The 21,925-nt window shown below is 34.6% G+C and carries 15 protein-coding genes, 3 tRNA genes and 1 pseudogene; 12 read left to right on the plus strand and 7 right to left on the minus strand.

Annotation, left to right across the window (positions count from 1 at the left end; genetic code table 11):
* The first annotated feature begins 129 nt into the window (after positions 1-129).
* The 3 genes from EKM00_RS05635 to EKM00_RS05645 all read left to right on the plus strand — a co-directional run bounded on the left by EKM00_RS05635 (position 130) and on the right by EKM00_RS05645 (position 1,848).
* Positions 130-387: a four helix bundle protein gene (locus tag EKM00_RS05635; protein ID WP_370453922.1), complete on the plus strand. Its 258-nt coding sequence runs from the start codon at positions 130-132 to the stop codon at positions 385-387.
* A 47-nt stretch (positions 388-434) separates the two neighbouring features.
* Positions 435-1,493, plus strand: coding sequence for a nucleoid-associated protein (locus EKM00_RS05640; RefSeq protein WP_126460403.1), 1,059 nt, complete (start codon positions 435-437; stop codon positions 1,491-1,493).
* A gap of 160 nt (positions 1,494-1,653) precedes the next feature.
* Positions 1,654-1,848 (plus strand): hypothetical protein, encoded by a 195-nt coding sequence (locus tag EKM00_RS05645; protein WP_126515533.1) that lies wholly within the window; start codon positions 1,654-1,656, stop codon positions 1,846-1,848.
* A gap of 17 nt (positions 1,849-1,865) precedes the next feature.
* On the opposite strand, the gene EKM00_RS05650 is transcribed toward EKM00_RS05645, so the two are convergent.
* Positions 1,866-2,930, minus strand: a complete 1,065-nt coding sequence (locus tag EKM00_RS05650) for a hypothetical protein (protein ID WP_126515534.1) — start codon at positions 2,928-2,930, stop codon at positions 1,866-1,868.
* 231 nt (positions 2,931-3,161) lie between these two features.
* On the opposite strand from EKM00_RS05650, the gene EKM00_RS05655 reads away from it, so the two are divergent.
* The 4 genes and pseudogenes from EKM00_RS05655 to EKM00_RS05670 all read left to right on the plus strand — a co-directional run bounded on the left by EKM00_RS05655 (position 3,162) and on the right by EKM00_RS05670 (position 10,938).
* Entirely contained in the window at positions 3,162-4,991 is a 1,830-nt protein-coding gene (locus EKM00_RS05655) for a PAS domain-containing sensor histidine kinase (RefSeq protein ID WP_126515535.1), read from the plus strand.
* Positions 4,981-5,382: a response regulator gene (locus EKM00_RS05660; RefSeq protein WP_126515536.1), complete on the plus strand. Its 402-nt coding sequence runs from the start codon at positions 4,981-4,983 to the stop codon at positions 5,380-5,382. Before EKM00_RS05655 ends, EKM00_RS05660 begins: the two co-directional genes overlap by 11 nt.
* Positions 5,383-5,574: 192 nt before the next feature.
* Positions 5,575-5,919: pseudogene (locus EKM00_RS05665) on the plus strand (ATP-binding cassette domain-containing protein); the annotation flags it as partial.
* A gap of 72 nt (positions 5,920-5,991) precedes the next feature.
* The gene (locus tag EKM00_RS05670) at positions 5,992-10,938 is read left to right on the plus strand and encodes a T9SS type B sorting domain-containing protein (RefSeq protein WP_126515537.1); all 4,947 of its coding nucleotides are present in this window, start codon (positions 5,992-5,994) and stop codon (positions 10,936-10,938) included.
* Between the two features lie 350 nt (positions 10,939-11,288).
* Here EKM00_RS05670 and typA read toward each other — a convergent pair whose 3' ends face one another.
* A complete protein-coding gene (typA, locus tag EKM00_RS05675) occupies positions 11,289-13,085 on the minus strand; it encodes a translational GTPase TypA (RefSeq protein ID WP_126456299.1) in 1,797 nt (598 codons plus the stop codon).
* A 162-nt stretch (positions 13,086-13,247) separates the two neighbouring features.
* Between typA and EKM00_RS05680 the strand changes: the two genes are divergently transcribed.
* Positions 13,248-14,960 (plus strand): PAS domain-containing sensor histidine kinase, encoded by a 1,713-nt coding sequence (locus EKM00_RS05680; RefSeq protein WP_126515538.1) that lies wholly within the window; start codon positions 13,248-13,250, stop codon positions 14,958-14,960.
* A 1-nt stretch (position 14,961) separates the two neighbouring features.
* Complete coding sequence (locus EKM00_RS05685) at positions 14,962-15,363, plus strand: response regulator (RefSeq protein WP_126515539.1); 402 nt, start codon at positions 14,962-14,964, stop codon at positions 15,361-15,363.
* 70 nt (positions 15,364-15,433) lie between these two features.
* On the opposite strand, the gene rpsT is transcribed toward EKM00_RS05685, so the two are convergent.
* The 5 genes from rpsT to proS all read right to left on the minus strand — a co-directional run bounded on the left by rpsT (position 15,434) and on the right by proS (position 17,578).
* Complete coding sequence (gene rpsT, locus EKM00_RS05690) at positions 15,434-15,685, minus strand: 30S ribosomal protein S20 (RefSeq protein ID WP_091166799.1); 252 nt, start codon at positions 15,683-15,685, stop codon at positions 15,434-15,436.
* A 33-nt stretch (positions 15,686-15,718) separates the two neighbouring features.
* Positions 15,719-15,790, minus strand: a tRNA-Glu gene (locus tag EKM00_RS05695).
* Between the two features lie 42 nt (positions 15,791-15,832).
* A tRNA-Glu gene (locus EKM00_RS05700) sits at positions 15,833-15,904 on the minus strand.
* Between the two features lie 45 nt (positions 15,905-15,949).
* Positions 15,950-16,021: transfer RNA gene (locus EKM00_RS05705), tRNA-Glu, on the minus strand.
* Positions 16,022-16,099: 78 nt separating this feature from the next.
* The gene (gene proS / locus EKM00_RS05710; protein ID WP_126455034.1) at positions 16,100-17,578 is read right to left on the minus strand and encodes a proline--tRNA ligase; all 1,479 of its coding nucleotides are present in this window, start codon (positions 17,576-17,578) and stop codon (positions 16,100-16,102) included.
* A gap of 101 nt (positions 17,579-17,679) precedes the next feature.
* Between proS and EKM00_RS05715 the strand changes: the two genes are divergently transcribed.
* The 3 genes from EKM00_RS05715 to rimO all read left to right on the plus strand — a co-directional run bounded on the left by EKM00_RS05715 (position 17,680) and on the right by rimO (position 21,921).
* Positions 17,680-18,720, plus strand: coding sequence for a hypothetical protein (locus EKM00_RS05715; RefSeq protein ID WP_126515540.1), 1,041 nt, complete (start codon positions 17,680-17,682; stop codon positions 18,718-18,720).
* Between the two features lie 53 nt (positions 18,721-18,773).
* The gene (locus EKM00_RS05720) at positions 18,774-20,354 is read left to right on the plus strand and encodes an OmpP1/FadL family transporter (RefSeq protein WP_126515541.1); all 1,581 of its coding nucleotides are present in this window, start codon (positions 18,774-18,776) and stop codon (positions 20,352-20,354) included.
* A 253-nt stretch (positions 20,355-20,607) separates the two neighbouring features.
* Positions 20,608-21,921 (plus strand): 30S ribosomal protein S12 methylthiotransferase RimO, encoded by a 1,314-nt coding sequence (rimO, locus tag EKM00_RS05725; protein WP_126455041.1) that lies wholly within the window; start codon positions 20,608-20,610, stop codon positions 21,919-21,921.
* Positions 21,922-21,925 lie beyond the last annotated feature (4 nt).

The raw sequence follows: 21,925 nt of genomic DNA on the forward strand, positions 1-21,925 counted from the left end.
ATTCAAAGGCTTTTAAAATAAAGAGGTATGAGTACATTTAGAGACTTATTAATTTGGCAAAAATCTATGATTTTAGTTACGGATCTCCACCAGTTAACAAATTCATTTCCAAAAGAATAAATTTACGGTTTGACTTCGCAAATCAGTAGAAGTTCAATATCAATTCCAAGTAATATTGCTGAAGGATATGGCAGAGACGATAACAAAGATTATTTAAAATTTTCGAATATTGCGATAGCTTCATTATTCAAAATGCAAACACAACTTGAAATATCATTCAATTTAAAACATACCAACGAAATTCAATTTAACAAAACATGCGGAGAAAGCAGAGAAATAGAAAGAATGTTAAGTTCATTCACTCGAAAAATTAAAGAGCGAATTTAAAACCTTAGTATCTTTGTCTCTTTGCTCCTTTGAACCTTATAAAAAATATGATCAACCTATATAACACACACATCGAGAACTTATCCATTCACAGAGTGGGTAATAAAAGCAGAAACGAAGCCATTTTTTTATCAGAGCAGCCCTTTAATTTAAATGATGAAATTGTTCCCTTGATGAAAGAATTTTTCTTTAAACCCTTTAGAGAAAAAGAAGAAAACTATTTTCAGTTTGCCCATGAAATTGATTTGGATTACAATGATATGTTCAAGTTTGCAACAGAAGTTTTTGACAATCCAAGTAGCGTTCATGAGATTTCTAAAAAAATCACAACCCACTTATTTGAGCAATCCAATCATCCGCATATCAAGAATGGCGAAGTGTACGTTACATATTTATCTAACGTAAGTATTGATAATAATGTGGTGGATGCGATAGGGATTTTCAAGAGTGAAATACAAGCGGATTTCTTGCAGTTTGAAGAAAAAGCAACACACTTAGAAATGATTTTACAACAAGGTGTGAGTCTGAATAAACTGGACAAAGGCTGCATCATTTTTAATTATAAAAAAGAAGAAGGATACAAAATCCTGACTGTTGACAGCAACCGCTATGATGCCAGATACTGGTTAGAACATTTCTTATCCGTAGATGCTTTTGAGGATGAAAACTTTATCACTAAAAAGTATTTAAAATTTTGCCAGAACTTTGCTAAGGATGTTGTTTTCCCTGCCGAGGACAAGAAAGAAGAAGTAATGTTCATGAACCGTTCCGTGAACTATTTTGCCAAAAATGATCAGTTTGAAGAAACTAATTTCCTGAACGAAGTTTTAGACAATCCAGACCTTATTCCTGAATTCAAGAACTACAAAATGGACAAAGGAGAAAAATACAGTATTGAAGATGTTACTTCTTTTCCTATTGCAAATGCAGCGGTTTCTGATGCTAGAAAATCAATCAAAAACATCATTAATTTAGACACACACATCCAAATTAAAATGGACTTTATCAATCCTGAAAGCGCTGAAAAATATGTTGAAAAAGGATGGGACGAGGAAAAACAAATGTACTACTATCTCGTTTATTTCAACAAAGAAGAGAAGAGCTAGTTTAAGTTTACAGTGTTCTATTGCCGTTTACAGCACCAATAATGATATGAATCTCCACTTACGAAAATGTAATTGGAGATTTTTTTTTAGAAATAAATGCAAAAACCAACCTAGTAAATTTGGTTTATTTGTAAATTTACGGTTCCTAAAAACTAATAAAATGGCGCATACGTTTTTTAAAGAAAGTCCGTTCAAAACCTTGATTTCATTTCATAAGCTTATCGAAGCCTTAGAAGAAATTGCGTTTACCAATATTGATTATCGCGCGAATTATGCAAAAGCATTACTTCAAGAAATTGAGCGTTTTCCGGTTCAAACTAAGCAATTTTTTAAAACACGGCAAAACCTTGCTTGAACTGAAAAACAGGAAAATTACACCTTTGTTTTGAATAAAGTACTGGTTTTGAAATTTCTGGTAATAAAATGAAAAGCGGCACTCATGATACCTCCCATTGATTTTGCACTTTTAAAATTCAAATCATTGGTGTACCGATAAAGCTCTAATCGCAATTGTTCAATATGCGCCTCCGGGGCGATTACATCTTCTCGCATAATTTTCAACAACCGCTTGATTCTGTTTTCGGCAGAAAGGATTCTTTTGGCGAGAACAGCTCTTTCTTCATCCTTATACTGTTCGATCGAACTATTTTGAAGCTTTTCTTTAACTAATTTTACCATGGGGTAATTTTCTTTAAAAAACTGAGGGCGGTACACTTTGAAATTTCCTTCGTAGCATTGCTGATCAAAATCAATCGCACGTATTTTATAGACCACTTGATCAAAATCATGGGTTGGCACAATTACATAATTATAGGAACGCATATCACCTAATAATCGAATCATACAGCGCTCATTGAACTTGACAAATTCTTTGGCTATTTGCGCTTTTTCGGTTTCAGTACAATCAACAAGCAATGTTTTCATAAACACATCACCAGGAATCCCCATAATATGTTCTTCTATTAAAGTGTCTTCGTATACTAAAAAATTTATTTTGTCCGGGGAAAGAATATGCTCTAATTCCAATCCGTAAATACGAGAAGCATCTGCTTTTTTAATATAAAAATGGGTATAATTATCATTCAATATGTTCCTGACTTTTATTCGAAAAGGCTTCGAATTTCCAAAAGTGCAGTAATCAATAGAATCCACATTCAAGAATTTAATAATCCCCAGGTTACCATCAGAATGGAGCAGTGAATAGATTTTTTTCAGGTTCAAATCAATTTCTTCCCGCTCAAAGTCATTGTAGTATACCCGTATCCATAAGGTATCCTGATCATTTTTATCATATACCGTTATTGATCCGGAAAAACGCAATAAGTCATCGTAAAAAATAGAAACTTTTGATAAGCGATCAAACCGTACCAAGTATTCTAAAAGTGATTTATTTACAGGATAGGATGGTTTTTTAAAAAGCATTACTGGCTCACTCATTGAAAAAAATTTAATACAAAATTACGATAAATTAAGGCGTTACCTGTGATTAGTTTCTAAAAGATATTTTAATAAATTCTCATTATTTTTCATAAAATAAATACTAACTAGACAATAAAACAAGATATAAATAGTAAAACGATCATTTTATATTAAAAACATTTGATACAAAAAAAAATAACGTTTACATTTGATAGTTTCTAAAACTTTTTAACAATTTAAAACCTACTAATGAAGAACAAACTAGAACTTTATTTCAGGGCGGCTCAATCTGCTAAGATTGGAATATGGAAAATGGACTTGCAAACGAATCACATTTTTTGGGATGCGGTTACGAAATGTATTCTGGAAGTTCCTGAAAATTTTGAGCCCATAATTGGGAATGGAATTAATTTTTACACCATGGGCGAGAATAGAGACCGGATCAAAGTTCTTATTAATAGTGCAATAAACCACGGGATTCCATTTAGTGATAAATTTGAGATTACAACCGCAAAAAACAATATCAAATATGTAGAATGTATTTGTCAAGTCGATGTGATTGATGGAAAAGCGGTACATTTATTAGGTACTTTTCAAGACATTACAAAGGAGCAAAATCTAATCAATGAACTTCAGCTCAGTGTTGAAAAATTCTCTTCCGTTTTTTCCAGTGCCAATGATGCCATCCTAATTATAGACACCTCTAATGGTATTATTACAGACTGTAATTCCAGATCCACCGAACTTACCGGATATTATGATTCGGAAATTAAAGGAATACATCATTCGAAACTGTTTCCTGTCGCATTTGGAAAAGAGCTTCGTTTCTTCTTAAAATACAATTTAACAAAGAATGAATATAAGGTCAACGAAACATCCATAAAGACTAAATCCGGAAATTCAATTGCTGTTGAAATTGCTTCTGGCAAAAAATTCATGGTCGACAACATTACCTATTTAGTCTGTTTTATCAGAGATATCAGCGAAAGAAAAAATGTTGAAGCAAAATTGAGTTTGCTTTCCCTAGCAGCCTCAGAAACTACAGACACCATTGTAATTGCAAATCCTAACGGTGAAGCAGTATGGGCAAATCAGGCTTATTTAGACCTTACAGGGTTGAAAATGGGAGAAGTAATAGGCCAAAAACCCGGTTATGCCTCTAAAGGTCCAGAAACGGATGAACAAGCCAGCGAATTTTTGCGAAAGGCAATTCAGAATCAGGAAAGTATAAAAATCACCATCCTTAATTACACTAAAAACAAAGAAAAATATTGGTTTGAACTCAATATAACAACGGTATTTGACAGACATAATACCTTTATTCATTTCATAGGTGTAGGCCGAAATGTAACCTCAAGAATTGAAAAAGAAATAGAATTAAAAAAATTATTGGATATTACCAACATTCAAAATAATAAATTATATAATTTCACACATATTGTTTCCCACAACATCCGCTCCCACACCAGCAATCTATCTATGGTAATTGATGTGATAGATCATACCGATGATATTACTGAAAAATTATCTTATTTTGATTTATTCAAAGAAGGCACCCAAAAACTCTCTGAAACAATTGAATATTTGAATGAGATTATAACCATTCAGCAAAAAATAAATATTGAAAAAAAAGGAATTCGCTTAAGGCACGAAATTGAAAAAACAAGAATGGCTTTGAGTCAGGCAATCAAAGAGAGTAAAATAGTAATTACTAACACCATTCCTGACCATTTGATCGTAAATGCTATTCCCGCTTATTTAGACAGCATATTACTCAATTTATTTACCAATGCGATTAAATACAAATCCCCCCATAGAACTGCAACTTTAGAAATAAGCTACGAAACTAAAGACAATTATAGCGTTATTAATTTCAAAGATAATGGTCTGGGCTTAGATTTAGAAAAAAATGGACATAAACTTTTTGGTATGTACAAAACGTTTCACGGCAATGAAGACGCGAAAGGAATTGGATTATTCTTAACCAAAAACCAGCTGGAAGCCATGAGTGGAAAAATTGAAGTAGAAAGTGAAGTGGGGCAAGGTTCTAATTTTAAAATTTATTTATATGAAGAATAAATTAACATACATCATTGACGATGATAAATTAACTGTAAAATTGATAAGCATTCTCATTTCTAAAAACAAGTTTTGTGACGAAATTGAATCTTTTCATAACCCGCAATTAGCCTTAGATAAATTAAAACACTATTTTGATACTAATGAAAACCTGCCGGACATTATTTTATTAGATTTAAATATGCCGGTCATGGATGGTTGGCAATTTTTAGATGAATTTTTGCTGATAGCCTCAGAAAAAAAAATTACTATTTTCATCATGACGTCCTCAATTGACCCTAATGATATTGAAAAGGCAAAAAAATACCATGTTGTAAAAGACTATATAGACAAACCTATTACGGCACAAAGATTAGATTTATTACGTAAATTGATTGAAGAAATAAACTAAGTAATAACCATGGTATAATGTCGTATTTTAAAATCAAAATAAAATTACATAACAATCTGATTTAAAGCTGTTTTACTTAAAGTTAATTCTTTTGACTTTACGACTTTTAAACTTTCGACTTACTTAATATGAATCTTTGAGTAACAAAAACATACCTTGGACGTCCTAATTAAAATTATTAAGATGACCCCTTTGGAAACGATACTCTTTATTAAAAATCTCCATAAACGTTATGGCACACTTCAAGCTTTAAAAAACGTTTCTTTCGAAATACAAAAAGGTAATATATACGGGATTCTAGGTCCTAACGGCAGCGGGAAATCAACTACTTTAGGAATTGCGCTGAATGTGGTCAATAAAACCTCCGGTGTATATAGCTGGTTTGGCGGGACAATGGAAACTCATCAAGCCTTGAAAAAAGTGGGTGCCATTATTGAAAGACCTAACTTTTATCGCTACATGACGGCTAAGTAAAACTTAAAGTTGGTTAGCAAAATTAAAGGAATCCAATCTGCAAAAGTCAGTAAAAAGCTGGAATTTGATACTGGCAAAGTAATAAAAGGCGATTTTTCATTAAAAAGATAATAAAAATTTTGTTATTTTTAACACATGAAAAAAACTTTACTTATACTCATCATTCTTTTTTCCATAAGTTGTTTTTCGCAGTTTAGTAAAACACATTATATTCCGCCTCTTACGGCGGCAAGTAATAATTTACCTGGTGATCATTATTTATATATTTCTACTCCTAGTATTACCAATGTAAAACTTGAAATTACAGCAATTGGCGGAGCGACTATTTCAGCAACAGTCAATAACAGTAATCCTTACAGACATGATATTGGACAAGGAATCGACACACAGTTATTTACTTCTAAAACTCAAATAGGAGTTATTGCTAATAAAGGTTTCATTGTTGAAGCTCAAGATTTAATTTATGTAAGCGTTAGAGTCAATGCCGGTAGAAATATACAAAATGGAATAGTATCGTATGCACATGCAGGAGGATTAGTGTCTAAAGGAAATAGTGCATTAGGTAAAACTTTTAGGCTAGGCGCCATGTTAAACCCTCTTTTAGACAGCAGCTTACTGAATTTTGCCTCCATTTTATCCACTGAAAATGGTACCAAAGTAACCATCTCTAATATACTTAATGGAACAGTATTGTCTAATGGAATTATTATTTCTGGTGATATCGTAGTTACTCTTGATAAAAATGAAAGTTACGTGCTGGCTATGGATAACTCCCCAAACACAACACCTTCAAACAGTTCAAAAATGATTGGTGCGCTAGTAGTAAGCGACAAACCAGTTGTTGTAAATTCAGGTTCGTTTGGCGGTAGTAATAGCACAGTTCTCAATAATGGGCAACCAACAGGGAGAGATCTTGGTTTTGACCAAATCGTTTCAGCAGAAAAAACTGGGAAAGAATATATTTTTGTCAAAGGTCTTGGTACCGATGAATTAGAACGTGTGTTATTGATAGCAAATGAAGATAATACCAAAATATTTTTAGACGGCGTTACTCTTTTTAAAACATTAAATAAAGGTGAATATGCTGATATTGATGGAAGTAAATTTACTAATGGAAACTTATACGTAACTACATCTGAAAACGTATTTGCGTATCAAAGTATTGGGGGAAGTAATTCTCCTGCCAATCAAAATTTATTTTTTGTCCCGCCCTTAAATTGTGCAACGCCAAGCATTGTTGATAATATACCTTCTATTGAATTGATAGGAAGCACAATTTATAATGGCGGATTGAATATCGTTACTGAAACAGGAGCTACCGTGACTGTAAACAACAATACGCTCAATAATAACACTGCTATTCCTGTAACAGGAAATTCAGGTTTTGTGAGATATACAAGTAATGGTTTATTCGGCAATATATCAGTAAAATCCACCAGACAAGTCTATGTTTCTTACTTTGGGACAAATGGCGCGGCTACTTATGGCGGTTATTATTCCGGTTTTGACACAAAACCAGAAATTGTAACTGATAAAATTACAGTATCTAATTCAAATTGCATCCCAAATGTTATTCTAAAAGTAAGTTCACTTTCATCATATGATAGCTTTGAATGGTATTTTAATAACGCGGTAATACCCAATACGAACAGCAATTCATATACGCCTACACAACCAGGTTATTATCAAGTTCGCGGAAGCATTTCAGGATGTAGTGCCCCTCCCGTTTTATCTGATTTAATTCCTGTTAGTACCTGTGAAACTGATGTAGATCTTGACACCGTAAATGACAATATAGATCTTGATAATGATAAAGACGGCATAACAAACTGCACTGAATCTTATGGAAATCAAGTTATAGACATCTCCAATTCATCTAATGGATCAGTAGCAGTTGGTCTTTACTCCAATTCATTTACTGGAACAATTACCACGTCAACAACTGCAAGTACAACGCCATTTATTGGAAGCAGTGACGGAAGTTTTATTTCCAATGTACCAGCAGGAAAAGGAAACTTTGTTAGTTATAAAATGACTTTTTCTAATCCAATCAGTTTGGAAATGAAATATGTAAATATAGCTAGTGCAACTGATTTATTGAATGCAGATGCTGAATACATAATGAATTCAGATGTTAATAAAACCATCACGGTACTAAATCCAAGTGACCAACTATTAATTGATACTAACTATGATGGTATTTACGAAAGTGGAGTAAAACAATTTTCCTCATTTGAAATCAGATTTAGATTAAAAAGTATCACTCCATTGGCTGCAGGAACAGCAACATTTCAGTTTCTAACCAATTTATCGAAATCTATTACTTTTTCACACAAAAACTTATCAGATGTCAACGCTAATAAATCAACATTAGCGATCAGTGCAGTGTGCGTTCCTAAAGACAGCGACAATGATGGGATTGCAGATCAGTTAGACAACGATAGCGATAATGACGGAATTGCAGATACCATTGAAGCACAAATAAATGCTACTGTAGTACCAACAAATACCGATACCAATAAAAACGGAATTGATAATGCGTTTGAGCCAGGACTTATACCGATGGATACTGATAGCGATGGTGTCCCTGATTATTTGGATTTAGATAGTGATAACGATGGGATTTTAGATTCAATAGAAACGGGAAATGACCTTGATTCTGATGGAATAAAAAATTATCGCGATTTAGATGCTGATGGTGATTTATGCAATGATGTCATCGAAGCAGGATTCTTAGACCCAAACAATGACGGAGTATTGGGCAATAATCCAGTTTCAGTAAATACAAATGGTCAAGTAATAAGCGGCGTAGCATATACTACACCAAATAGCAATTACACTACTGCTGCTCCTATAACTATAACAACACAACCAACAGTTTCACCAACTTGTGAACTACAAAATGCGGTAATTACTCTAGCTGATAATGGCGGAAACACCTATCAATGGCAAGTATCCACTAATGGAACCTTTTGGACTAATATTACTAATAACGCAACATATTCTGGAGTAAATACAAATTCATTGACTGTTACCAGTGTAAAAACCACAATGAATGGTTATAAATATCGTGTAAAATTAGATAAAATTGGAAACTCTTGCGGCTTACTTTCAAATGACACTACTTTAATCGTATATACGTTACCAACCGTGAATAATACAACCATTATTCAATGTGACGATGATTTAGATGCGGTAACCACATTTAATCTAACGGTAAAAAATGATGAGATTTCAAGCAATTTTGCAAATGAAACCTTTTCTTACTACACTTCATTTTCAGGTGCTACAACGGCAAACGCTTCAGAGCTAATTAGTACGCCTAAGACTTTTACGAATACAACACCCGTAATGATGAAAGTATATGCAAGAGTTCTTAATTCTAATAGTTGTTTTAGCGTAGCTGAATTGACCCTAAAAGTTTTATCAACACAAATTCCAAGTACATTCAATAGAAAGTTCGTGCAATGTGATGATTTATTAGACATAAACGGCAATAACAATGCAAACAATGATAAAAGAGATGGTGTAAGTACTTTTGACTTTAGCAGTGCAGAAACGGATATAAAGAGTTTATTACCCGCGGGAAATTACACAATAACATTTTATCGCAATCAAGCCGATGCGTTAGCAGAAATAAATGCAATCACCAATATCTCTAATTACAGAAATATTGGTTACGTAAACACTCAAGAAATCTGGGGCCGAGTAGACAGTGATACAGATAATGCTTGTTATGGCTTGGGACATTACGTAACACTTACAGTTGAAAAACTTCCATTTGCTTACGCTGTGTCTATCGAAAGACAATGCGATGACAACCAAGATGGAAAATATACTTTTAATACATCAACATTAGAATCTGATTTAAAACAAGGACAAACTAATGTTACTGTTACTTATTTTGATCAAAATAACAATTCGATATCAAGCCCATTTCCTTCAACCTATACTACAGGCACACAAACGATAAAAGCAATTATTACTAATAATTCAACTTTAAAATGTTTTGACGAAACTTTGATAACATTCACAGTGGATGATCTTCCAGAAGCCTTCCAAGTAAATATAAATTTAACAACCGTATGTGATGATGAAATAGATCCTTTACTACAAGATGGTAAGTTTGGTTTTGACACGAGTACTTTTCAGAATACGATTTTAGGAAATCAAACAGGAATGGTTGTCAAATATTTTGATGCAAATGGAGCTTCATTATCTAGTCCATTGCCAAATCCTTTCATTAGCAGCACCCAAAACATTACAGCCGTTGTGGAGAATCCTGCTAACTCAACTTGTAAAGCTTCAATTATTTTACCTTTCATAGTAAATAGTTTACCACCTATAAACTTAAATTCTGATGGATCAGCAAACGAATTGGTCTGCTCTAATCTTCCTACTTTTTTTGTAACACTAAATGCAGGGATTCAAGATGGATCCCCAACTACTGACTACACCTATAAATGGTTTAAAGATAACGTTCTTATACTAAATGAGAACAACTACACGCTAGATGTAAATCAAGAAGGAAACTACACTGTAGAAGTAAGAACAGTTTCAGGATGTTCTAGAATTCGAACTATAAAAGTTACAGCTTCCGATATTGCTAGTATTAACAGCATTGATGTAGTTGATTTAGCAGATACAAATACGGTAACCGTTAATGTATCCGGAAAAGGAATTTATGAATACAGTCTTGACGAACCTTTTGGACCTTTTCAAGATTCAAATTTCTTTGATTATGTACCAGCGGGAATTCATGAAGTTTACATCAATGACAAAAATGGTTGTGGAACAGTGAGCCAAAAAATAGCCTTAATTGGCGTACCTAAATTTTTCACTCCAAATGGAGACGGCCAAAATGACTATTGGAATGTAAAAGGAGTAAATGCTGATTTTAATGCAAATTCGACCATCTATATTTATGATAGATACGGCAAATTACTAAAACAAATTACAGCTTCCAGTCAAGGCTGGGACGGTACTTTTACAGGGCAGCCATTACCCTCTGATGATTATTGGTATACCATAAAATTAGCTGATGGAAGAGAAGCTAAAGGTCATTTTAGTTTGAAACGATAAAACAATTAATAGGGCATGCCACCATAAAGAGAAAAGGCCTACTTATCATTATGCGGAATTAGCCCTTTTTATTTATGCTGTCGGGCTATCCGCGCTACTTCGGTAGCTTGCTGCTATCCCTTATGCAAATCCCGGATAATATTATTTATGAATATCAATTAATCTAAATTTTATGGTACAATACCGTCGTAGTTAAAATGTGCCGCAAAAAAACAACTGACATTTACACCTCACAAGAGGCCATTAAAATTGTGTAGCAAACAGCGAATTAAAACCAATAAAAGGGATCTAAACACCAAAAAAAAGCCATTCGAATCAACGAATGGCTTTTCAGTTTTATAAATATAAAATTAGATTTTAAATCTTTTTCTATCTGTTTCTGTCAAATATATTTTTCTCAAACGAATCGATTTTGGAGTTACCTCAACATATTCATCTTTTTGAATGTACTCTAAAGCTTCTTCGAGAGAGAAAATAACTGGAGGAATAATTCTAGCTTTATCATCATTTCCAGATGAACGAACGTTAGATTGTTTTTTCTCTTTAGTTACGTTGACACACATATCATCGCTACGTGAGTTTTCTCCAATTACTTGACCTTCGTAAATTTCATCATTAGGATTAACGAAGAATCTACCACGATCTTGCAATTTATCGATAGAGTAAGGAATCGCTTTTCCTTTTTCCATAGAAATCAATGACCCTTTGTTACGTCCAGAAATTTCTCCTTTGTAAGGCTCATATCCTATAAAACGGTGTGCCATAATAGCCTCACCAGCTGTAGCAGTAAGCAATAGGTTACGCAATCCAATGATTCCACGAGACGGGATATTGAATTTTATAATCATACGCTCCCCTTTAGTTTCCATACTCAACATTTCTCCTTTACGGAAAGAAACAAACTCTACCGCTCTTCCAGACAAATTCTCTGGTAAGTCGATTGTCAATTCCTCGATTGGCTCACATTTTTTACCGTCAATTTCTTTGATGATAACTTGTGGTTGCCCAATTTGTAGCTCATATCCTTCTCTTCTCATTGTTTCAATAAGAACAGACAAGTGAAGTACTCCACGACCAAAAACCATGAACTTATCCGCTGAATCAGTTTCACCCAATTTCATCGCTAAGTTTTTTTCTAATTCTTTATTCAATCTATCTCTGATATGACGAGAAGTTACAAATTTACCTTCTTTTCCAAAGAAAGGAGAGTCATTGATGGTAAATAACATACTCATCGTTGGCTCATCAATAGTAATTGTTTGTAAGGCTTCCGGATTTTCAAAATCAGCGATAGTATCTCCAATTTCAAAACCTTCAACTCCAATAATTGCACAAATATCTCCAGCAATTACTTCTTGCACTTTTTTACGACCTAATCCTTCAAAAGTATGTAATTCTTTAATACGTGATTTCATGATTACACCATCTCTTTTGCACAAAGAAATTTGCATTCCTTCTTTCAAAACACCTCTTTCTAAACGACCTATAGCGATACGACCTGTAAAAGCAGAGAAGTCTAATGAAGTAATCAACATTTGAGGAGTTCCTTCTGATACTTTAGGAGCCGGTACATTAGCAATAACCATATCTAATAATGCTTCCACATTATCAGTTACGTTTTCCCAATGATCAGACATCCAATTGTTCTTAGCTGATCCGTAAACTGTTGGGAAATCCAACTGCCACTCTTCTGCCCCTAATTCAAACATTAAGTCAAAAACTTTTTCATGCACTTCTTCAGGAGTACAGTTTTCTTTATCTACTTTATTAATAACAACACATGGTTTCAAACCAAGGTCTAATGCTTTCTGTAATACAAAACGGGTTTGTGGCATAGGCCCTTCAAATGCATCTACAAGTAGACAAACTCCATCGGCCATATTCAATACACGCTCTACCTCTCCGCCAAAATCGGCGTGACCAGGAGTATCAATAATGTTGATTTTTGTTCCTTTGTATACTACAGAAACATTTTTAGAAGTAATAGTAATACCTCTTTCACGCTCTAAGTCGTTGTTATCAAGGATTAAGTCACCTGTGTTTTCGTTATCACGAAATAACTGACAGTGATACATAATTTTATCAACCAAAGTTGTTTTACCGTGATCGACGTGGGCAATAATTGCAATGTTTCTAATAGATTCCATCTGTGATTTTTAATGGGTGCAAAGGTACACTTTTTTTTGATATAAAAAATATTTAGTCAATAGTTTACATATTCTTAACCTATTAGAAACAAAAAAAAGAGCTTACAAAATAAGTTAGGAATGATACTCGGTAATTCATCAATAATTATTTACATTTGAGTAATGAAAAGCAAAACTAATCAAGTAATCCTGATCTACATTCTTATCGCTCTGTTTATAGCTATTATTAGCCATAAACAAGTTCTAAAATACGCTCCTGACGAGAATCTGCCCTTTTATACTTTTACAAAAGATCTTCTGTTTGTATTTTTTACAGGAATCATTTTTAAGCTTATTTTATCAAAAAACGACACCAGAAATACAGCCATTATTGAAAAATTAAAGAGTTCAAATGACGATATTAAGGAATCAAACGAAAAATATGACATAGTAGCTAAAGCCACCAGCGACACTATCTGGGACTGGAAAATAGAAGGAGACAATTTCTACTGGAACAAAGGAATTGAAACTGTTTTTGGCTATAAACAAGACGAAGTAGGCCACAATTCAACATGGTGGTTTGACAAAATTCATCCTGAAGACAGCATCAAAATGTCTATAAAATTATACGCTTTCATAGAACAAAAAACTGAAAATTGGCAAGATCAATACCGTTTCAGATGTGCTGATAACTCCTATAAATATGTACTAGACAGAGGTTTTCTATTAAAAGATGAAAACGGAAAAGCAACCCGAATGATTGGAGCCATCCAAGATATCACAAAGCAAAAAGAAGAAGAACAAAGACTAAAATTGCTAGAGACCGTTATTACTCAATCAAAAGATTCCATCATCATCACCGAAGCCAATTCGATCGACGGAAATATCCCAAATATCACCTACGTAAACCCGGCTTTTTCAATAATGTCAGGATACAATTTCAAGGAAAGCATAGGTAAGGCCCCAGAAATTTTTAATAGTCCGAATTCAGATTACGAGGAATTAAAAAAACTAATGATTGCAATACAAAACAAGGAAGAGTGCATTATTGAAACCATCAGCTACACAAAAAACAAAAAAGAATACTGGGTACGCTTCTCCATGATACCAATTTATAATACTGACAACGAACTATCACATTGGATCTCCATCCAGAGAGACATAACTGATGAAAAAAAACAAGAAAAGGAGAAAGAACAGCTTATTCGAGAGCTAACACAAAACAACAAAGATCTAAAACAGTTTTCGTACATTACTTCACACAACCTTAGGGCTCCATTATCAAATTTGACAGGACTTTTGAACTTAATTGAAGACATTCCTATTGATAATCCAGAGTTAAAAGAAATTTTATATGGCTTCAATAAATCTACCCATTTATTAAACGAAACTATTAATGACTTAGTCAAAGTAATCATCATCAAAGACAACCCTTCAATCAAAAAAGAACCAGTACTTCTTCAAGATATTTTTGAAAATGTGTTCAATCAACTCAACTTTCAAATTGAATTATACAAACCCATTATAAAAATTAATTTTGAAAAAGTTTCTATTATTAACATCAATAAAGCGTACATAGAAAGCATTTTACTAAACCTATTAACCAATGCCATAAAATACAAATCCGAAAATAGAAAACTAAAAATAACAATCACAACCAGCGAAATTGACGACACAATTGTATTAATTTTCAAAGACAACGGAATAGGCATCGATCTGGAAAGAAACAGAGATAAAATTTTTGGTCTTTACCAGAGATTTCATAATTATCCGGACAGCAAAGGATTAGGGCTCTATTTAGTAAAATCTCAAGTTGAAACCATGGGAGGAACAATTAATATTGAAAGTGAAGTCAATAAAGGAACTATATTTACATTAACTTTTAAAAATAAATAATATGTTAGATACAATTTTATGTGTTGATGATGACCCAATAACACTTATGCTATGTAAAAAAGTAATCAACAAATCATCCTTTTCTAACGAAATAATTACTTCTCAAAATGGCGAAGAAGCACTAAAATACTTCAATACTATCAGACAAAATAATGATAAAAAACACTATCCGCAATTAATTTTTTTGGATCTAAACATGCCCGTAATGGGAGGATGGGAATTTCTGGATTATTTTAACAGCCCAGAGTTTTCAGATTTTAGCGCTATTAAGGTAATTGTACTTTCTTCTACAATTGATCCGGAAGACTTAGAAAAAGCAAAAAAATACCCTATGGTCATTGACTTTTTATCAAAACCAATAACCTTATCTATGCTTGAATATTTAAAGAATAAGATTAGCTGATACTACCCATAAAAAAAGCTCTCATCCTAAGAATGAGAGCTTTTAATGTATATAAGATAAACTGCTTTAATTACAATTTAGCAACAAGTTTCGTTAATTTAGATTTTAAATTAGACGCTTTGTTGTCATGAATGATATTCTTTTTCGCTAATTTATCAATCATAGAAATTACGTTTGACAATTTAGAAGTAGCATCTACTTTATCAGTCGCTATCCTTAATGCTTTTATTGCATTACGGGTAGTTTTATGTTGGTACCTATTTAATACTCTTCTCTTTTCGTTACTTCTAATTCTTTTTAGAGCTGATTTATGATTTGCCATTTTATTATGTTTTTATCTTTTACTAAATTTTTGTAGTCCGTAAGGGAATCGAACCCCTGTTACCAAGACGAAATCTTGGCGTCCTAACCCCTAGACGAACGGACCATTATCCCCTAAGTTTTATCAATTAATCAAAAATTGAATTTGTAGCCCGTAGCGGAATCGAACCGCTCTTACATGGATGAAAACCATGCGTCCTAACCGATAGACGAACGGGCCATTTCCCTCTGAGTTCGGGATCACTTTAACCTGCAAAAAAAATAGTAGCCCGTAGCGGAATCGAACCGCTCTTACATGGATGAAAACCATGCGTCCTAACCGATAGACGAACGGGCCCTGCTTCTCTAATGCGGATGCAAAAATACAACTATTTTTGAAACGCACAATAGCTGGTGCTAAAAAAAAATATTTTTTTTAATATGCCTTCGCAAATAACACTCTTCCTATCGAGCTTTTCCCAGTAAAGACGCAGTTTCCCGCTGCTAAAACCCTGTCCAGGGGTATGCATCTAATAGTTGCTTTAGTCAAGTCCTTAATCTTTTCCTCAGTCGCTGCAGTTCCGTCCCAATGTGCTGATACAAAACCTCCTTTGGCGTCTAAAACCGCTTTGAACTCTTCAAAACTATTTACTTCAGTAACATGTGTATTTCTGTACTGTAATGCTTTTTCAAATAATTCTTTTTGAATTTGCGCTAGTAAATCGTTGATATACGTTTCAATTCCATCTTTAGAAACGACTTCTTTGGTCAATGTATCTCTTCTTGCAACCTCAAAAGTTCCATTTTCTAAATCTTTTGGACCTACAGCAATCCTAACCGGCACGCCTTTTAATTCCCATTCTGCAAATTTAAAACCTGGCTTTTGAGTCGTTCTGTTATCATATTTGACAGCGATTTGTAATTTTCGCAAAGCCACAGTCAAAACAGTTACTGCTTCAGTTATTGCCGCTAATTGCTCCTCTGTTTTATAAATAGGAACAATCACGACCTGAATAGGCGCTAAACTAGGAGGCAATACCAGGCCTTGGTCGTCTGAATGCGTCATCACTAATGCCCCCATCAAACGAGTAGAAACACCCCACGAAGTTCCCCAAACATATTCTTGCTTTCCTTCGGCATTTGCAAATTTCACATCAAACGCTTTAGCAAAGTTTTGCCCTAAAAAGTGTGACGTCCCCGCTTGTAATGCTTTACCATCCTGCATCAACGCCTCGATACAATAGGTTTCTTCTGCTCCAGCAAAACGCTCGGTTTCCGTTTTTATTCCTTTTATAACTGGAATTGCCATAAAATTCTCAGCAAAATCAGCATACACGTGCATCATTTTTTCTGATTCTTCTACCGCTTCTGCTTTAGTAGCGTGCGCTGTATGCCCTTCTTGCCATAAAAATTCTGCGGTACGCAAAAACAATCTCGTTCTCATTTCCCAGCGCACCACATTTGCCCATTGGTTAATCAGTAATGGCAAATCTCTATACGATTGTACCCATCCTTTATAAGTAGACCAAATAATAGCTTCACTTGTAGGACGTACAATTAATTCTTCTTCTAATTTTGCATTGGGATCCACCATTAGTTTACCAGGTCTGTCAGGATCGTTTTTTAATCGATAATGGGTAACAATAGCACATTCCTTAGCAAAACCTTCTGCATTTTTTTCTTCGGCTTCAAACATGCTTTTAGGAACAAATAGAGGAAAATATGCATTTTGATGTCCGGTTTCTTTAAACATTCGATCCAACTCTGCTTGCATTTTTTCCCAAATTGCATATCCGTAAGGCTTGATAACCATACACCCCCTCACCCCTGAATTTTCGGCTAAGTCAGCTTTGACAACCAACTCGTTATACCATTTTGAATAATCTTCCGCTCTTGTAGTTAAGTTCTTACCCATGTTTTATATTTTGGCACAAATTTTGTTTAATATTTATTTAACTAATAATTACGCAAAACTAACTATTTTTGTAATGTCCAACAATAAAAAACCCTATTCATATGAAAACTAATATTATCTCCAACCGAAATACCTTCCTTTTTTCTTTAATAGGGTTTTTGAGCATTCTTTTAACTTCCTGTGGTTCTTACCAAAATAGCTCCTATTACGATTCTGACGGAATCTATGGCAATACTTCCTATCAAATTGCGGAACGAGAACCACAAAATGATCCAAATAACCAATATACTGCGTATTTCAATTCACTTCAAAACAACTACCGATCCAATGAAATTTTCACAGATGTAGATACCTATAGTAATTATGATTTAGAAAACGATACTCTTCAAGAAAACTACACTACTTATGCTGGATGGGGAGGTAATGCGCAATCCGTAAATGTCTATGACAACGGATGGGGTATGAATAACTGGTACGGAAACAATTGGGGCATGAATAACTGGTACGGAAACAACTGGGGATTTAACGGTGGTTTTGGATGGGGAATGAACATGGGATTTGGGTGGAATAACTGGTATGGCAACAATTGGGGATGGAACAACTGGTATGGAAACAATTGGGGATGGAACAACTGGTACGGTAACGGCTGGGGAAACTATGGCTATGGTCAAAACAATGTCAATTATTCTTCTAATGCAGGCCGACGAGGGTCTTCGTATTCCAATTCAAATGCGATAAACAACACCAATCAAACAAGCAGAGAATATTCCCAAAACCAAACCAATACCACTATTGGCAGACGAACTAATAACGCCAACTTTAGAAACAACACTTCTGATTTGCGACGAAACGCAACGAATAGCATCAACCGAACAAGTCCTACATTCTCTAGGAATCAAGGTCAACCGCAAAACAGTTCGTACAATACGCCCAGAAGAAGATCCAACACAAACAATGCGCGCAACCAAAACAATGCGCCTTCACGATCTTTCACACCAACAAGAAATGACAACAACAGCCCGTCGTCTTACAGCCCTAGTTCAAACATGTCCAGATCTAATAATTCAGGTGGCGGAAGATCCGGTGGTAGTAGTGGTGGTGGTAGATCATCTGGCGGTGGCGGAAGAGGCGGAAGAGGATAAAAAAATAGTGCGGAACCATCCTTTTTGATAAAAATTAAATACCCCAACAAAAAATGAAAAAACATCTATATTTATTACTCGCTGGCTTATCATTTACCGTAGCCCAATCACAAGAAATCTCTGATGCACTTCGGTATTCACAAAACAATTTAAATGGAACAGCCCGTTTTAGAGCCATGAGCGGTGCTTTTGGAGCACTTGGGGGCGACCTGTCATCTATCAATGTAAACCCTGCTGGTTCAGCGGTGTTTACCAATAATCAAATGGCTGTTACATTGACTAACTTCGATACTAAAAACAATTCAAATTACTTTGGCGGGACAGCAACAGAGAAAGAAAACTCCTTTGATTTGAATCAAGCAGGAATTGTATTTGTTTTTAATACCAGAAACCCAAACAGCAAGTGGAGAAAAATTTCCTTGGCCATAAATTATGAAAACGCCAATAATTTTGATAATGGGCTGTTTTCAGCAGGAACCAATCCAAACAATTCTATAGCTAATTATTTTTTAAGCTATGCCAATAATGGGAACGGCGGTGCTCCTGTTCCTCAGGATTTTGTAAACACAAATCCAGGAGAATCTATATCCCAATTGTATTCTTTCTTAGGTAGCAATCTTCCAAATGGTCAATATCCTAATTTAAGTGGCTTCGCAGCTCAACAAGCATTTTTGGGGTATCAAGGCTTTGTTTTAAATGCCGCAGACGAGTCCAATAACAACTCTACTTTTTTATCTAACGTTCCTGCTGGAGGAAATTATTATCAAGAAAATTCCGTTTACAGTACGGGATACAACGGGAAATTATCCTTTAATGCAGCAACTTCCTATAATGACCAATTCTATTTTGGACTAAATTTAAATTCTCACTTTACTGATTTTAATAAATCGTCTAGCTTTTACGAAGACAATAGCAACCCATTGGGTACTAATGATCAAATCACAAGAGTACAATTTGACAATGATCTTTATACTTACGGATCTGGATTCTCATTTCAAGTAGGTGCTATTGCAAAAATCACTAACGAAATTAGATTTGGTATGGCCTATGAATCTTCTACATGGTATACATTGAATGACGAGCTTTCTCAAAGGTTAATTACGGTACGCGGCAATTCAACCGGTGAATTACCACAAGATGTGGTAGACCCGCAAGTGGTTAATGTTTACGAGCCCTATAAATTGCAAACACCAAGTAAGTTAACTGGTAGTTTGGCTTACGTATTTGGAAAAACCGGTTTGATCAGTGTTGATTACGCCTTGAAAGACTATAGCAACATCAAATTTAAACCTGAAAATGATGCCTTTTTTAGAACCCTAAATAATGATGTGAATGAATTGCTCGATACTACTGGAGAGCTAAGAATAGGTGCCGAATACAAAATTAAGGCATTAAGTTTGAGAGCAGGATACCGGTACGAACAAAGTCCGTATAAAAATGCCGTAACCGTGGGTGATTTAACTGGGTATTCCGCAGGTTTAGGATATAATTTTGGATCTACCAAACTGGATTTAGCCTATTCCTATGCCAAAAGAAATTCTCAACAAGGATTTTTTAATCAAGGATTCACTGATGGAGCAAGTATAGATGCTATTAACAACAATGTTTCTTTGACACTATTGTTTGAGTTGTAACGTCCTGAAAAATGAATTAGAAAAATCCGTTTCGTGATCGTGAAACGGATTTTTTTTTAGCCCTGATGACAGTGAAAATCCTTCCGATTTTTCTCGGGAGATTTCTTCACCTAGTAGTCATTTTTAAGGAGTTCAGAGAACTTTGTTTGTAGCGTACAGCAGGAAGGGCTCCATAAAAAACACAAAGATTTATGGTCCTAGAAATAAAAAGTGTAATTTTGCAAAATTCCCAAATTATCGGGATTCTAATGTTATGAGAACGAAGTCTTTAAAAAAGAATAAAATAAACGTAATCACTCTTGGGTGTTCAAAAAACGTATATGATAGTGAAGTGCTTATGGGTCAGCTACGCGCAAGCGGCAAAGACGTTACGCATGAAGCTCCGGAAGCCGAAGAGGGAAATATTATTGTCATCAATACCTGTGGATTTATTGATAATGCCAAGGCCGAATCTGTCAATATGATTCTGGAATATGCGGACAAAAAAGAAAGAGGATTAGTTGATAAAGTATTTGTTACCGGATGTCTGTCCGAGCGTTACCGACCTGATTTAGAAAAAGAGATTCCAAATGTGGATCAATTTTTTGGAACTACAGAGCTACCCCAATTATTAAAAGCCTTGGGAGCGGACTACAAGCACGAGTTGCTTGGAGAACGACTGACTACAACTCCAAAAAATTATGCCTATCTAAAAATTTCCGAAGGTTGTGACAGACCATGCAGTTTTTGTGCAATACCCTTAATGCGAGGAAAAAACGTTTCACAAACAATTGAAAAACTGGTAAAAGAATCCGAAGGTCTAGCCAAAAATGGCGTTAAAGAATTGATCTTGATTGCTCAGGATTTGACGTATTACGGATTAGATATCTACAAAAAAAGAGCGCTTGGAGAACTACTGGAAGCTTTAGTTAAAGTAGAAGGAATTGAGTGGATTCGCTTGCATTATGCTTTCCCAACCGGTTTTCCTATGGATGTGCTGGAAATCATGAAACGCGAAACTAAGATTTGTAATTACATTGATATTCCGTTGCAACACATTTCAGATTCAATTTTGAAATCCATGCGTCGCGGAACAACGCAAGCAAAAACAACAAAATTATTAAAAGAGTTCCGCGAAGCAGTACCTGGAATTGCAATACGCACCACTTTGATCGTAGGATATCCCGGCGAAACACAAGAAGATTTCAATATATTAAAAGACTGGGTTCAGGAAATGAAATTTGATAGAATGGGCTGTTTTGCTTACTCCCATGAAGAAAACACACATGCCTATTTACTGGAAGATGATGTTCCAGATACTGTAAAACAAGAGCGCGCCAATGAGATTATGGAGTTACAATCACAAATTTCATGGGATTTAAATCAGGAAAAAGTAGGTCAAACGTTCCGATGCATCATCGACAGAAAAGAAGGTGGCCATTTTGTAGGCCGAACTGAGTTTGACAGCCCAGACGTAGACAATGAGGTTTTAATAGATGCATCAAAACATTATGTAAAAACAGGAGAGTTTGTGATGATCAAAATTATCGAAGCAACGGAATTTGATTTGTACGGAGAACCGGTATAATTTT

The organism is Flavobacterium sp. RSP15 (assembly GCF_003968755.1).
Classification (GTDB): Bacteria; Bacteroidota; Bacteroidia; order Flavobacteriales; family Flavobacteriaceae; genus Flavobacterium.